Below are 14,568 nucleotides of genomic sequence, written 5' to 3'. Positions count from 1 at the left end.
ATCAAAATGACTCAAACCCTTTTAAACCATACTACAACAAAGAATTAAGGTTTGTCCACATTCTAATCGTGATTTTCAGGACATTTATTCATTTTCGGAGCGAAAGTCTCGTTCGTATTCTTCATTAATAATCTCGTACATCCGTTGGGCATCGTCCTTCTTGGTAGTATCCAATAGTTCTTTAACCCTAACTGTTAACGTCTTATTCCCAAATTTGATTACGATTTCATCATTTGGATGAACTTCACTCGATGATTTGATTACTCGGCCGTTGACACTAATTCTGCCTTGATCAGCAATTTCCTTTGCAACAGACCGCCGTTTAATAATTCTCGAAACCTTTAAAAATTTATCGATTCTCATTTTTGTTCTCCTCGAATTTTATTAATTTTTTCACCCATCGGAATTAGTGACCACTCTTGCTCATCAAGGGCATTGAAAGCCAGTGCCAAACCGATAAATACTATGACACCGACAACGACTCCGACTAATGTTTGGATAGCTACATCAGCTCTAAAGGGAATTTTTCCAATCAATACGGATTGCGTCAAATTTCTAGTAACTAGGACAACTATCCACATAATTAGGCTGATTCCTACCAATTTTGATAATTGGGACCAATTGACTAGTCCCACAAGGTATTGTTTACCAAGAACAGTCATCACCACAACAGCAACCAACAGGCTAAGAATCGTAGCTTCACTTGCTCCCATAATTCCCTGTGACCTAATCAATAAATGATTCAGGATTATTTTACTTAGCACAGCGGCTCCAATGGCCCAAATGGTTGGGATGTACACATCACGACTTTGGAAAATTGTATTGATAACTAAAATCATCGAAGCTACCAGGACACTAAGACAGTACACCGCAATTGTTAAACTTAATTCAGGAGTTGCAAACAATAATGGATTGATGGCCGCCATCAAACTGAACATCCCCGCACTCATAGCACAAGCAATTCCAAAGTTTGTGGAAATGCAGGCACGAGCCAAACGTTTATAACGGTTAATTTGTTTCTCCCGAATTGTTGAAACCAATTGTGGCAGCATTGCCGTTGTTGAGGCTGTCGTAATCACTAGTCCCAGCTGAACCAAAGTTTGTGCTCGATCGTAGATTCCCTTTGTGTTTTGCGCATCAATTTCATTAGCCCCGATGTGCAACAGATTAGCAACGACCGAAAAAGAATCAACCAATTGGAGTAGCAACATCACTGAGGCCACCAAACAAATGGTAATTCCCTCAAGCAACAATCGTTTAGACAAACCAGGAATCGGTTGCAGCTTAGGTAATTTGCCCACTTTAGCATGACGCCTGAATCCGAATAACACCATTGCTGACATCAAAGTCGCAATTGGAGCTGATAGCATTGCAAATTGTCCCATCCGGTGGGGTTCCATCCCCATCTTTACTGACAAATACGCAACCACAAGGATTACTGACACGCGAATAAATTGCTCCAACACCTGCGAATACGCAGTTGGTTTCATCATGTAATGACCCTGGAAATAGCCACGCCAGCTTGCCAAAAACGGGACAATTAAAAACATCCACGAAACTGAAGCAATTACTGGGGATAACCGACCGTCATTCATCCAAAAAGCAATTTGCTGAGCACCAATCTGGAGCCCTATAAAAATTATCACGCATGAAATCATCAATGATTGCTGAATGTGATGAACGACATTTAATTTGTCCGCCTCTGACTTTGAGTCGACCACCAACTTAGAAATAAAGACTGGTAACCCTGACAGAGCAAATGTCATTGCGATTCCGTATATTGGATAGACTTGTTGGTATACATAAAAGCCAACGTTACCCACCATATTTTGAAATGGAATTCTATAAACAGCACTCAAAATCTTAGCAACTAGCGATGCAATCGTTAGCAGCGCTGTCCCCTTTACTAAGGCATTTCGTTTAGAATTTTCATTCATTCTGCTTTTCCCCATCTGCTGATTTTTCTTGGCGGATTTTTGCTAGCTCTACCAATAACTTGATCAATTGATCGAGCCAGTCGGTCATGTTATTTTGAATCACTAATTTAATTTGATACTTTTTCTCCGCTGAATTGATAGTAGCACGGAATTTCGTTTCAGCAATCGCTTTTAACAAGTCTTTACTTTCAAATTCTGTGTCAGCTAATTTAGAAAAGGTCAGAGTCAAATTATGAGACTTCCTTTGCACCTTTTCAATTAAATCAAAGTCAGCATTTAACTTAATTTCAGACACTTTAAGCAAGTTGGCAACTGGTTCTGGATAATCGCCAAAACGGTCGATCAAATCATCTGTAATTTCATCGATTTGCGCCTTGTTTTCTGCTTGACGAATCCGCTTATATAATTCAATTTTTTGCTGCCCATCATCAATGTATTCCGTTGGTAGATAGGCTTCAATATCCATTTCAATAACTGAATCAGTCGTTTGGGTAACTTCCTTACCACGTTTCTTAGCAACTGCATCGGATAGCATCTGAGTATATAAGTCATACCCCACTGAATCCACAAATCCATGTTGCTGTTTTCCAAGGAGATTCCCAGCTCCACGAATTGATAGGTCCCGCATTGCTATCTTAAATCCTGAACCCAACTCTGTGAAATCACGAATGGCCTCCAACCTTTTTTCGCCAACCTCGGTCAAAGACTTATTGGGTTGGTACATAAAGTAAGCATAAGCAACCCGACTACTTCGGCCAATTCGGCCACGAAGTTGGTAAAGTTGCGAAAGTCCCATTCGATCAGCGTTCTCCACAAACAACGTATTCACGTTTGGAATATCAACTCCGGTTTCAATAATTGTCGTTGTGACCAAAACATCATATTCACCGTTAATAAATTCGTACAAAACATTTTCTAATTGGTTCTCAGTCATTTTGCCGTGAATGTAACCAATTCTGGCATCGGGGGCAAGTTCTTCTAGATCCGCCACCGTCTTCTCAATATCATCAACCCGGTTGTGAAGGTAAAATACCTGGCCTCCCCTGGCCATCTCCCGGTCGATTGCATCCCTAATTGCCCCAGCGTTTTGTTCCATTACATAGGTTTGAATTGGGTACCGGTTTGCTGGTGGCGTCTCAATTACAGATAAATCACGAATTCCCATCATCGACATATTCAATGTTCTTGGAATTGGTGTCGCCGTCAAGGTTAACACGTCAACGTTGCTTCTTAATTCCTTGATACGCTCTTTGTGCTTAACCCCAAAACGTTGCTCTTCGTCAATGATCAGCAGTCCCAAGTCCTTAAACCCGACGTCTTTAGATAAAATCCTGTGAGTTCCAACTACTACATCGACTGAACCATCCTTCAATCCAGCAATAGTTTCCTTCATTTCAGCCTTTGTCTGGAATCTTGATAACACCTTAATGGTGATTGGATACTCAGAGAATCGGTCCGTCATGGTTTCAAAATGTTGCTGAGCTAAAATTGTTGTTGGCACCAAGAATGCTACCTGCTTACCAACTTCGATTGCTTTAAAAGCCGCCCGTAGTGCAACTTCGGTCTTACCATAACCAACATCCCCAACCAATAATCGATCCATTGGACGGGAAGCCTCCATATCACGCTTAATTTCCTGGGCACTTCTTAACTGATCAGGAGTCTCATTGTATGGAAATTCATCTTCAAAGTCATGCTGCAGTGAATCATCTTTTGGATATGCATATCCCTTTTGAACACTTCGTTTGGCATACAATTCAATCAAGTCATCAGCAATGTCTTCAATCTTGCTGGCAACTTTTTGCTTTGTCTTTGCCCACTCACTACCACCAAGCTTATTGATACGTGGGTGTTTATCTTCAGAAGAAACATATTTCTGAATTAAGTTTAGTTGCGAAACCGGAATGAATAATTGCGCATTGTCTTTATAGGTAATGGTTAAATAATCCTGGTGTTTTCCATCAACTTCCATGGTCTTCATACCTTCGTAGCGACCAATCCCGTGGTTAACGTGGACAACAAAATCACCCGGCTTTAAATCTGTATAGCTCTTAATTCGCTCGGCATTATTAAACGTGGTCATCTTCCGCCGTTTTTTGGTAACTTTCTGGAATAATTCACGTTCAGTAATAACTGCCAGTTTATTTTGTGGCAACTCAAAACCATTATCCAGACCATTAGCAATCAGTTGTGCTTGGCCTTCAATGATTTTAGTTGGGCTCGTCACCGTTACAGTGATTCCAAAATCGGCTAATGTATTAGCTACTTTTTCTAGTCGGTTTTGATCCTGAACCATCATGACGACAGTAGTATTTCCCTTCGTCCAGCGGTCAACTTCACCCTTAAGCATTGGCATTGAGGAGAAGAATTGTTGCATCGGTCGGGTGTTCAACTGACTGAGTTGGGTAAACTTTAAGTTAGTCAACCCTTTTTTGAATAAGGAAAACAAAACGCTGGCATGTTTGTCAGCTTTAAAGACCGCTTTAAAGTCATTGGTGTATTCAAATCCAGGCAGAATTTCATGGTTAGCTGCCTTATCTGATAACCAATCCTCTTCGTCACTAAGTAACTGTTTATTGGTTTCGGTTAATTTGGAATACTCATCGTACAGCACGATTCCGTTTTCGCCTAGATAGTCCAAAATTGACGTCCGCTCAGCGTACATCATCCTGGAAAATAATAACCAATAAGGATCATTCAAACCATTTTGCAAGTCAGTAATTTTAACTCCTAAACTGTCAGACAAGGTTTTGGCAGCTTCATCATCCAAATCATCACTGACAGTTGCCAAGCTTTGCTGAAGTTTTTCAACCAAATTCTGACGCTGTTCCGAAGTCATTAGTAAGTCGCTAGCAGGAAGAATTTCACTACTTTCAACATTTTCAATACTTCTTTGGTCAGCAACGTTGAAGCTTCTCATTGAATCAACCTCAGTATCAAAGAAGTCAATTCGAACAGGGTTGTCATCACTAAGAGGATAGATATCGACGATCGAACCTCGGATTGAAAACTCCCCCGGGGCAGCAACCATCTTCTGCATCGAATATCCCATTTGGTGTAGTTGTATCTTTAAGTCAGCTAAGTTGAATTCATCGCCTAAAGAAATCTTCAAGTGGGCACTCGCAAACTGTTCTCTTGTCGGTAAAATCCGCCTAATCCCTGACGTTGAGGTAACAATCACGGCCGGTTCACCAGAAGCTAGCTTATTTAAGGCTAACACCCTGAGTGATTTATATTCAGGAGAACTAGTTGCTAATTCACTAGCACCTATTTCTTCCACTGGAAACTCAAATAGCTGGTCCTCAGCGATTAAGTTAGCCAAATCGGCAGTCAATTGATCAGCATGAGCCAGCGTATCAGTCACGATTACCATTGGCCGCGTTAAATTTTTATAGATTCCATTAATAAAGACCGTTTTAGATGAACCATTCAACCCCGTAACTAGCTGCCTAGAACCTGGCTTTGCATTGGTGATTACATTATTAAATTCGGTAACCTGATCAAATAGATGATCTAGTTTCATCTATATCTTCCTCTCTCAACTACCTAATTAAATTTGTTTTCCAATTCTGGAATTGTACTACCAGCAATCCAATCTTCAATTGCACTGGCGGCTCTGTCTTGTGCATTTAAAAAGTCTGGCAACTGCTCCTTAGAAAACTTTCCAAGCACATAGTCGACAACCTTTTTCTTTTGTGGATGAGCAATTCCAACCTTAATTCTGGCAAAATCACGAGTTCCAATTGAGTTTATAATGCTCTTGATTCCGTTATGACCACCAGCAGACCCGGTATTGCGAATCCGGATTTTACCAACAGGTAAATCCATGTCATCATGAACGACAATAATATCATCCACATCAACGTCAAAGTAATTTTGTAGTTGGGCAACTGCCCGACCGGACTCATTCATAAAGGTAGTTGGCTCAACTACCATGATTTTTTCAGTTCCGATAAAGCCCGTTCCGTACTTTGAATCCATTTTTCTAGTTGTAATTTGAATGTCGTGTCGCTTTGCAAATTCTTCCACGACCATAAATCCAGTATTGTGACGCGTCCCGGTGTATTGGGGACCAATATTTCCTAGTCCGACGATGAGTTTCATTTTTTGTTCCTCTTTCTTTCTGACAACACAAAAGGCTGAACAAATTAATGTTCAGCTTGCCTCTTTAAATATCCAGTAAATTATACCATAATTTTCTAATCGCCAATTTTAACAGCAGCTTCGTCACCTTTTTTAAAATAACCAACACTAACCATCAATTGATTGTGAATTTAGCAACATTCCTATGGTATAATGTCCTTGGATTCAGAAAATTTTATAGGAGATGATCAATTTGACTTTAGATCGCCAAAAAGTTGCTTTAATCGGTGATGGTGCTGTTGGTTCATCATTCGCATACGCAATGATGCACCAAGGACTAGCTGAAGAATTTGTAATTGTTGATGTTGTGAAAGAACGTACTGAAGGTGACGCACTTGACCTTGAGGATGCTCAAGTATTCACTTCACCAAAGCACATCTTCTCAGGTGACTACTCAGACTGTGCAGATGCTGACTTAGCTGTTATTACAGCTGGTGCACCTCAAAAGCCAGGCGAAACTCGTTTGGATCTTGTTAACAAGAACCTTAAGATTATGCAATCAATCATCAAACCATTGGTTGGTTCAGGATTCAAGGGTGTAATTTTAGTTGCTGCTAACCCAGTTGATATCTTGACTTACGCTGCTCAAAAATTCTCAGGATTTCCTAAGAACAAAGTATTCGGTAGTGGTACTTCATTGGATACTTCAAGACTACAAGTTGCTTTGGGTAAGAAACTTAACGTTAACCCACAATCAATCAACGCTTACATTATGGGTGAACATGGTGATTCAGAATTTGCTGCTTACGCTTCAGCAACAGTTGGTGGCGAATCATTGATCGAACGTGCAAAGCGCGCTGGTTTATCAATGGATGACCTTCACCAAATCGAAGACGAAACTCGTCACAAGGCTTACGAAATCATTAACCGTAAGGGTGCAACCTTCTATGGTGTTGCAACTGCCCTTATGAGAATTTCAAAGGCTGTTCTTCGTGATGAAAACACTGTTCTTCCTGTTGGTGCACCAATGGACGGCCAATACGGATTGAACGATGTTTACATCGGTGCCCCAGCAATCGTTAACGCTTCAGGGATTGCTGAAGTTATCGAAGTTCCATTAAACGATGAAGAAAAAGAAGCTATGAGAAAGTCAGCAGAAACTCTTCAAAAGACTACTGCAGACGGTATGGCTCAACTATAATTCTTGGTTTAAACTCAAAAGGTCGCCTCGGCGACTTTTTTTGTGTCTTCAATTTTAATTTTCCCCTTTGTGCCGAACTTAATTTGGCGGGTATGGTATGATAAACACATAATATTCATAATCTGGAGGAATGTTCATGCTATTAAAAAGCCTAGTTAAGCCAAAAGAACGTCTCGTCACTGTTAAGGAAAGTGCCACCCTTGAGGAAGCTCTCACAATTTTGGAAGATTCTGGATATCGTTGTGTGCCAATTCTTGACGAAACTGGAACAATTTTCAGAGGTAACATTTACAAAATGCACATTTACCGTCACAAATCTCGTGGCGGCGACATGACACTACCTGTAACCACTCTATTGAAAAACGCAACTAAGTTCATCAACGTGAACTCAGCGTTCTTCCAAGTATTTTTCTCAATTAAAGACTTACCATTTATTGCAGTCCTTGATGAAAGAAATAACTTTTACGGAATTGTGACCCATACACGATTACTTGATATGCTTTCTCAATCATGGAACGTTAACGTTGGTAGTTACGTACTAACTGTTGTTGCCAGTGGTGAGCGTGGGGACTTGGAAGAAATTGCTAAAATCATTACCAAGTACACCGCAATTGCAAGTGTAATCTCCTTGGATGCCCAAGAAGGCGAACTTGTCCACAGAATCATGTTTACCTTACCAGCAGACGTTGATCAAGATCGACTAAACAGAATTATCGCTGCTTTGGAAAGAAAAGAATTCCGCGTACCGGAAGTCGAAAACTTACAAGAAGAAGACGGAATTTAATTAAACCTAAAATAGGAGCTGAGGATTTTATCCTCAACTCCTATTTTTTAATGTAATTTAAACGTAGCATTTCACAGAGTTAAATCACTCCGTGACCCCATTTTTATGTACAGCTAACTTAAAGGACTACTTATCTGCAATTCCTAAACTAATTTTGATTGCTTTATCAACCTTAGTCATAATTGCAGGATTTAAATGCGTCACTTTGTCCTTCAAGCGTTGCTTATCAATGGTTCTAATCTGTTCCAGTAAAATCACTGAGTCGCGCTCAATCCCGTCCCCCGCCTTAATTCCAACGTGAGTTGGCATCTTTGGCTTCGAAATTCTCGCAGTAATCGCCGAAACAATTACCGTCGGACTATAGTGATTACCAATATCATTTTGAACAATTAACACTGGTCTCATTCCCCCCTGCTCAGAACCAATTACTGGCGAGAGATCAGCGTAAAAAATGTCTCCACGTTTAAACAAAACGTCAGCCATTATTTAACCCCCCAAACGACTATAACTATTTATTCAAAATAGTTGTAGATCGTATTTTTCCGATACTGAGCAAGGTGGAGTTCCGCATCGTCCTCGCTAGCTAAGAAATCATGAGTGATCTCACGATTCAAGCTACCCATCTCACGATACCCATCCATTAAAGAATGAATCAGTTTCGGATCATCAAAAAAATAGTTTATGGCAATGTTTACTGCCGTGGTTTGTGAAACTCCCACATGACGACAGAAATCACTTAACCTGTGTGCGATTTGATCGTTTACCGTTAGTGAAAAATGAATACTGCTTTTGACGGCTTTTTCCATAGCAATGTCCCCTATTTTTTCGTCTTTGACTACTAATATACCATGAATTATTTAGTCGTGCATTACAAATTATACGTACACTCGCTTTAAACGCGGTTGAAGCCCACAAATTACTTCGTAATTAATTGTGCCAATGTACTCAGCCAAATCTTCAGCGGTATTCTGCTCATCGCCTGATTTACCAATGATAACCACCTTAGTCCCATAATTATATTGACGATCAAGGCGAATCATAATTTGATCCATGCATACCCGACCAACAATTTCACACCGATGGCCGTTAACAAGGACAGAAAAGCCTTGAAGTTTCCGAGCAATCCCATCAGCATACCCAATTGGAACCGTACCAATCCACTCGTCTTGTTTGGCCTCGTAAGTTGCCCCATACCCAATATGAGTACCAGCTTTGACCTCTTTAACGTGAATTAAGCTTGACTCCAAACTTAAAGCTGGCTCCAAGTTATATGGTAATTCAGTTATGGCGCGTTGTGAAGGGTTTAATCCATAGGCAGCAATCCCTAATCGAATCATGTTACCTCCACAAATTTTATGCCAAAGGCTAGTTGCTGAATTGGCAACGTGAACGTATTTTGGCCGGCTTTCAACTACATCCATAAATGCATTAAACTTATCATATTGCTGTTTAAAATAAGCATCATCAGGTTCATCAGCAGTAGCGAAATGAGTGAAGATTCCTTCAAACTCGATTTGGCCAGCTGATTCATTGATAACCTTCAAGGCTGATTGCAATTCTTCTGGAGTTTGGAATCCAATTCTCCCCATTCCGGTATCCAATGCTACGTGAATTTTCAACTTCGAGTCACACCTTGCAACACTTAAAATTGATTGCGCCTGTTTTACCCACTCAGGCGAAGAAATCGTTAATGAGATATTGTTCTCAGCCGCAACTGGAGCCCACTGTGGATCTGAAATTCCTAGTACCAAAATTGGTTCGAGAATTCCTGCTTCACGCAATTCCATCGCTTCATCAATTAATGCCACGCAAAAACCCGTTGCCCCAGCTTTTTTAGCAACATTAGCCACTTGGACTGCCCCGTGACCATATCCATTAGCTTTAACAACTACAAATAAATCTGATTTTGAATCTAACTGTTGGCGAGAATTGGCTACATTATCAAAAATCGCCTGCTGATTAATAATTACCTGGCTGTTTCTCATCATTGAAACTACCATTTCGAATTATCCCCTTTTTTCCAAAATTACTTCCGTCATTACTAAGGTATCTGTATGAGAAATTGAAAGGTGAGCCGCTCCATCAAACGGATGCTGTTTCAAGATTGGTTTTCCTAACTCATTATTTAAGATTGTGAGGTCTTGAAAAGAAACCGTTGACCCCAAGCCAGACCCCATAGCTTTTGAGTAAGCCTCCTTAGCTGAAAAACGTCCAGCTAGAAACTCTAGCTTTCGCTTTTCAGACAATTGCGGTAATGCCTCAATTTCTTCGGGCGTCAATGTGCGCTGTAAAAAATTTGGGTTTTTATCAAGCGCTTTTTTAACCCTGCTAATTTCTGTAATGTCAATTCCAATTCCTGCAATCATATTTTTATCCTCTTCAATTAAAAGTCACATTATATGATACCACAGATAACCGCAACGGTATGTGGCAGTAGTCATCCGTGATGGTGAAAATAATTCACCGTTGGTTGAATCGCATTTTGGGCATAAAAAAAGTTTCAGTTCTAAATGAACTGAAACTTTTTTAATTAACTGTTTTTAATGGTAAAGTTCTTCTTTTTGTCAGAACTACGGTTTCCGCCTTCGCGTTTACCGCCATCACGTCGACTGCCGCCGTTTTTCTTGTTACGGTCTGATGAGCGCTTGCTCCAACCGCCACGACTGCCGCCATTACCACGATGACCACCACGGGAATCATTTCTATTTCTAGAACCACCGTGACCGCCACGACCATGTCCACCGCCTCCGCGACGTGAACGACCACCACGTGATAGTGGACGTTCTGGTGTGATCTTAACCTTAACATTGTCACGAGTTGTCTCGTTCAACAGTGCTGCAACAAGGTCAGTAGCTTCGTACTCGTCAAGCAACTTGTTAGCCATGTCAGCATACTTGTCAGTGTTGGTCTTTTGAATCAGATCACCAATTTCTGATTCAGCAGCATTCATTTGACCAACAAATGCTTCTTCTTCTGTTGGTGGCTTCAAAGGCAACATTCTCACCTTAGTAAGCTTTTCAATTTCACGAAGGTAGTCCATTTCGTTTGGAGTTGCAAAGGTTACTGAAACTCCGTGTTGGCCGGCACGGCCAGTTCTACCAACTCTATGAACATAACTATCTGGATCAGATGGAATATCGTAGTTATAGACATGAGTAACTCCAGAAATATCAATTCCTCGAGCAGCAACGTCAGTCGCAACTAAAATATCAATCTTACCCTTTTTAAATTCGTTCATGATTTGAGTTCTGCGTGATTGAGTTAAATCACCATGAAGACCAGCGGCCTTGTAGCCACGAGCTTCAAGTCCTTTAGAAACTTCGTCTACCCGGCGCTTAGTCCGACCGAACACGATTGTTACTTCTGGATCTTGAACGTCAAAGAAGCGAGTCATTGTATCAAACTTCTCGTATTCTTTAACCCGAACGTAGTATTGATCAATTAAATCAGTGGTCAATTCCTTAGCCTTGATTTTAACGTGATGAGGATCCTTCATAAACTGAACCCCAACCCGCTTGATTGCTGGTGGCATTGTTGCTGAGAACAAAAGGGTTTGTCTTTCAGCAGGAGTTTGCTTGATGATTGATTCAATATCTTCAAGGAATCCCATGTTCAACATTTCGTCGGCTTCGTCAAGAACTAGGAACTTCAAATTCTCTAGCTTGAGTGTATGACGGCTAATGTGATCCAAAATCCGTCCTGGAGTACCAACGACGATTTGTGGATGATTCTTTAAGTTGTTAATTTGGCGACGAATATCGGCACCACCATAAACAGCCTGAACCTTAGCCTTTTCATCTTTTCCAAGACGATATAATTCCTCTTGGGTTTGAATTGCTAGTTCCCGGGTTGGTGAAATCACCAATGCCTGGATATCTTTACTGTTTAAATCAACATTTTGTAAGATTGGTAGTCCAAAGGCCGCTGTCTTTCCAGTTCCTGTTTGGGCTTGACCAATAACATCCTTACCTTGTAGAACCATCGGAATGGTTTCGGCTTGGATTGGAGTGGCTTCTTCAAAACCACTACTTGAGATAGCAGACAATAAGCTATCTGACAATCCTAATTCACTAAACTTCAAATATGTTTCCTCCTAAAATTATGAAACATCAGGGTACCACCATAAACTAGGAAAAAATCCGTTTTCCAGGTACCGTTCATGGTTTGACCGAAATTCTCAAATAAAATAACTGTACAAGTGTACTACATTCATTAGCTGTACGCAACCAAATAAAGAGAATGACCGTTGTTCAGCCATTCTCCCCTTTTTAATCGATCAATTTAGCAACCACTTGTTCTAAATGAATTCCGTGACTAGCTTTTAATAACACTGTGTCATTTGGTTGCATATCTACAGCCAGGTCATTGGCTAACTCAGCCAACTTTTCCTTTGGGTAAACGTGTAAGCGCGTGCTGTCATATTCAGGTTCCAAAGTATCAGCCAAAGCGTTAATGTCACTACCAATTAAGTATACTTGGTCGTCTTTGTCTACAGAAATTTCTCTAGCTAAGGAAGCATGCATCTTAAGTGACTGCTCACCAAGTTCAAGCATGTCTCCTAGGACAATAATTCTCCGTCCATCAACTTGAGTCCCATTAAACGTCCGTAAAACTTCTAAAGCAGCAGTAGGGTTGGAGTTATAGACGTCACTAAGAATTGATTCACCTAGTTTTCCCTTTAGCCACTCGGTCCGATTTTTGGTAAGTTCGACGTTTGCAAGTTGTTTACAAATCAGTTGTTCGTGGATTCTAAAGATCTTACCAACCAAAATTGCTGCCAAAGCATTGTTAACATTGTAATCACCAATCAGTGGAATTGTCATCTCTTGATCGGGCCACAAGTTAGTCTTGAACTTGGTTTCGTACTTTTCTACATCAACTGAAGTAGAGTATGCATCATTATTTTCATTACGACCAAAGGTCATCTTGGTAAAACTAAGGTCCCTTGCTCGCTCTTGAAGTAATGGTTCATCACCATCGTAAATGAAGATACCGTCTTCTTTAAGCCCATGGGTAATTTCCATCTTTGCATCAGCAATCTTATCCCGAGTTTTAAAGAACTCAATATGTGCTTCACCAATCATCGTGATAATGGCAACGTCTGGTTCAACCAACTTACTCAAAAAATCAAGTTGCATCGGTCTATCCATACCTAATTCCACGACCAAAAATTCAGTGTTAGATTCCATTTGTAATAAAGTATATGGAACCCCAATTTCATTATTGAAATTATCGTGAGTTTTGACCACGTTAAAGCCAGCGCTCATTATTGATGCAGCCATATCTTTGGTAGTGGTCTTACCATTACTACCAGTTACCGCAATTACTCGCGGATTAATTTTTTGTAGGTAGTACTTGCTAAGCTCTTGAAAAGATTTCAAAGGATCGTCAACAAGTAGTGCTGGAATGGCGACTGGTAACTGATCTTGATGATCTTTAGCAAATAAAGTAGCCCCAGCTCCGTTAGCAGCAGCGCTTTCAATGTAATTATGGCCGTCCTTTTCTCCTTTAAGCGGAATGAAAAGACCGTCCTGTTGAATGTTGCGACTATCAAAGTCAACGCTCGTAATTTCCTTATTTAAATTATCCTCAGAAAGTAATGAGGTATCAGCATTGATTGCCTGTGCAATCTCCGCAATTGTCATCTTCATAAGTTATCTCCTAATTTGTTGTCTTTAAAGATAATACCACACCCTATAATAAGTCTTCATCATCAATCCACTGAAGATGCCATTCAGAAGTCTTCAAATTATAAGTTAACGTTCCCACTTGCCTAGTATTTTCCTTAACTTGTGAGGTCTTTAGGACAACTGACGACCCATCAGGATTATTGAGAATCCTCAATGGGATTGGATAAGTCTTGTGTTTCTCAACAAGTCCCTCAAAGTCGATGAATAGTCCATCCCCGCCCTTGCTCACTAAATCAATTAACATTGATTTTTCCAAATCCTTTATGGCTAATGGACGTAAAAAAACTCTACGGGAGTTATGAATTTCCCGCAGCTTGCGTTTAATAGCAATCTCTAGGATGTGGTTAAACTCAGAAAACTTTCGATAATAGGTTCTCATCAACCCATCACCTTTACTTAGATAAATGTACCGGTTCACTAACTTTGATGAGTACGGCCTGCCCATGGGAGTATGCATGTGTGCAAGGTACAGCAACTCAGCAATCTCAAAAGGGTTTAAGCTATTTAGGCTATCTTCAGACTCAAAATCAACAAATTTCTTTACTCTGTTAGGCTCACGCAATATGTACCTACGAACATCACCAGACCCATTTATCAGGTTAAATTTTGAGTGTGAATTAAAACCATTGGCTGACTCAACGTTGTTATCCAGCAACAGGACATTATCTGGAATATCATCAATTCCGTTCAAAAAGTCAGCGCCAGTGATCCCGTAAGAAAGGACCATATTAGCTAGCGGATTTGAATTTATAAATAGATAATTACCCTTCATTGTTTATCCCTTACCCCATTTAATAATCTATTTTAATTGTACACTTTATAAAAAACATTGTGTGAATAAACTCTGAAAACATTCAAGAAATTTGCGATTTG

General features: G+C 40.3%; 13 protein-coding genes. 2 read left to right on the top strand and 11 right to left on the bottom strand.

Annotation, left to right across the window (positions count from 1 at the left end; translation table 11 throughout):
• Nucleotides 1–84: 84 nt before the first annotated feature.
• From PL11_RS07300 to pth, 4 genes are read right to left on the bottom strand one after another with little or no spacing between them, the layout of a single operon-like run.
• Nucleotides 85–363: an RNA-binding S4 domain-containing protein gene (locus PL11_RS07300; protein ID WP_035168655.1), complete on the bottom strand. Its 279-nt coding sequence runs from the start codon at nt 361–363 to the stop codon at nt 85–87.
• Nucleotides 360–1,937, bottom strand: coding sequence for a putative polysaccharide biosynthesis protein (locus tag PL11_RS07295; protein ID WP_035168657.1), 1,578 nt, complete (start codon nt 1,935–1,937; stop codon nt 360–362). The genes PL11_RS07300 and PL11_RS07295 overlap by 4 nt, the downstream gene beginning before the upstream one ends.
• Nucleotides 1,930–5,460, bottom strand: coding sequence for a transcription-repair coupling factor (gene mfd / locus PL11_RS07290; RefSeq protein WP_035168660.1), 3,531 nt, complete (start codon nt 5,458–5,460; stop codon nt 1,930–1,932). The genes PL11_RS07295 and mfd overlap by 8 nt, the downstream gene beginning before the upstream one ends.
• A 23-nt stretch (nt 5,461–5,483) precedes the next feature.
• Entirely contained in the window at nt 5,484–6,041 is a 558-nt protein-coding gene (pth, locus tag PL11_RS07285) for an aminoacyl-tRNA hydrolase (protein WP_035168662.1), read from the bottom strand.
• Between the two features lie 223 nt (nt 6,042–6,264).
• Here pth and PL11_RS07280 point away from each other — a divergent pair, with 223 nt between their 5' ends.
• Both PL11_RS07280 and cbpA read left to right on the top strand, forming a co-directional pair.
• Complete coding sequence (locus PL11_RS07280; protein ID WP_035168664.1) at nt 6,265–7,221, top strand: L-lactate dehydrogenase; 957 nt, start codon at nt 6,265–6,267, stop codon at nt 7,219–7,221.
• 136 nt (nt 7,222–7,357) lie between these two features.
• Nucleotides 7,358–8,005 (top strand): cyclic di-AMP binding protein CbpA, encoded by a 648-nt coding sequence (gene cbpA, locus PL11_RS07275; protein ID WP_035168666.1) that lies wholly within the window; start codon nt 7,358–7,360, stop codon nt 8,003–8,005.
• 126 nt (nt 8,006–8,131) lie between these two features.
• Here cbpA and PL11_RS07270 read toward each other — a convergent pair whose 3' ends face one another.
• The 7 genes from PL11_RS07270 to PL11_RS07240 form a co-directional block, all read right to left on the bottom strand.
• Nucleotides 8,132–8,488 (bottom strand): type II toxin-antitoxin system PemK/MazF family toxin, encoded by a 357-nt coding sequence (locus PL11_RS07270; RefSeq protein WP_035168667.1) that lies wholly within the window; start codon nt 8,486–8,488, stop codon nt 8,132–8,134.
• A gap of 29 nt (nt 8,489–8,517) precedes the next feature.
• Nucleotides 8,518–8,811 (bottom strand): hypothetical protein, encoded by a 294-nt coding sequence (locus PL11_RS07265; protein ID WP_035168669.1) that lies wholly within the window; start codon nt 8,809–8,811, stop codon nt 8,518–8,520.
• 69 nt (nt 8,812–8,880) lie between these two features.
• Complete coding sequence (alr, locus tag PL11_RS07260) at nt 8,881–10,005, bottom strand: alanine racemase (protein ID WP_035168671.1); 1,125 nt, start codon at nt 10,003–10,005, stop codon at nt 8,881–8,883.
• A 6-nt stretch (nt 10,006–10,011) separates the two neighbouring features.
• On the bottom strand, nt 10,012–10,371 hold the full coding sequence (gene acpS / locus PL11_RS07255) for a holo-ACP synthase (protein WP_035168673.1): 360 nt from the start codon (nt 10,369–10,371) through the stop codon (nt 10,012–10,014).
• A 164-nt stretch (nt 10,372–10,535) separates the two neighbouring features.
• Nucleotides 10,536–12,086, bottom strand: a complete 1,551-nt coding sequence (locus PL11_RS07250) for a degradosome RNA helicase CshA (RefSeq protein ID WP_035168675.1) — start codon at nt 12,084–12,086, stop codon at nt 10,536–10,538.
• 187 nt (nt 12,087–12,273) lie between these two features.
• Complete coding sequence (locus PL11_RS07245) at nt 12,274–13,656, bottom strand: UDP-N-acetylmuramoyl-tripeptide--D-alanyl-D-alanine ligase (RefSeq protein WP_035168677.1); 1,383 nt, start codon at nt 13,654–13,656, stop codon at nt 12,274–12,276.
• A 43-nt stretch (nt 13,657–13,699) separates the two neighbouring features.
• Nucleotides 13,700–14,467 (bottom strand): hypothetical protein, encoded by a 768-nt coding sequence (locus tag PL11_RS07240; RefSeq protein ID WP_035168679.1) that lies wholly within the window; start codon nt 14,465–14,467, stop codon nt 13,700–13,702.
• Between the last annotated feature and the right edge of the window lie 101 nt (nt 14,468–14,568).

The organism is Lentilactobacillus curieae (assembly GCF_000785105.2).
Taxonomy (GTDB): domain Bacteria; phylum Bacillota; class Bacilli; order Lactobacillales; family Lactobacillaceae; genus Lentilactobacillus; species Lentilactobacillus curieae.
The sequence above is the reverse complement of the archived record's forward strand: the minus strand, read 5'-3'. Positions and strand labels throughout refer to the sequence as shown.

Coding starts and splice junctions, on each gene's coding strand:
- PL11_RS07240 (WP_035168679.1), bottom strand. CDS start 14,467: ATGAAGGGTAATTATCTATTTATAAATTCAAATCCGCTAGCTAATATG.
- PL11_RS07300 (WP_035168655.1), bottom strand. CDS start 363: ATGAGAATCGATAAATTTTTAAAGGTTTCGAGAATTATTAAACGGCGG.
- cbpA (WP_035168666.1), top strand. CDS start 7,358: ATGCTATTAAAAAGCCTAGTTAAGCCAAAAGAACGTCTCGTCACTGTT.
- mfd (WP_035168660.1), bottom strand. CDS start 5,460: ATGAAACTAGATCATCTATTTGATCAGGTTACCGAATTTAATAATGTA.
- pth (WP_035168662.1), bottom strand. CDS start 6,041: ATGAAACTCATCGTCGGACTAGGAAATATTGGTCCCCAATACACCGGG.
- PL11_RS07245 (WP_035168677.1), bottom strand. CDS start 13,656: ATGAAGATGACAATTGCGGAGATTGCACAGGCAATCAATGCTGATACC.
- PL11_RS07280 (WP_035168664.1), top strand. CDS start 6,265: ATGATCAATTTGACTTTAGATCGCCAAAAAGTTGCTTTAATCGGTGAT.
- PL11_RS07270 (WP_035168667.1), bottom strand. CDS start 8,488: ATGGCTGACGTTTTGTTTAAACGTGGAGACATTTTTTACGCTGATCTC.
- PL11_RS07295 (WP_035168657.1), bottom strand. CDS start 1,937: ATGAATGAAAATTCTAAACGAAATGCCTTAGTAAAGGGGACAGCGCTG.
- PL11_RS07265 (WP_035168669.1), bottom strand. CDS start 8,811: ATGGAAAAAGCCGTCAAAAGCAGTATTCATTTTTCACTAACGGTAAAC.
- acpS (WP_035168673.1), bottom strand. CDS start 10,371: ATGATTGCAGGAATTGGAATTGACATTACAGAAATTAGCAGGGTTAAA.
- alr (WP_035168671.1), bottom strand. CDS start 10,005: ATGGTAGTTTCAATGATGAGAAACAGCCAGGTAATTATTAATCAGCAG.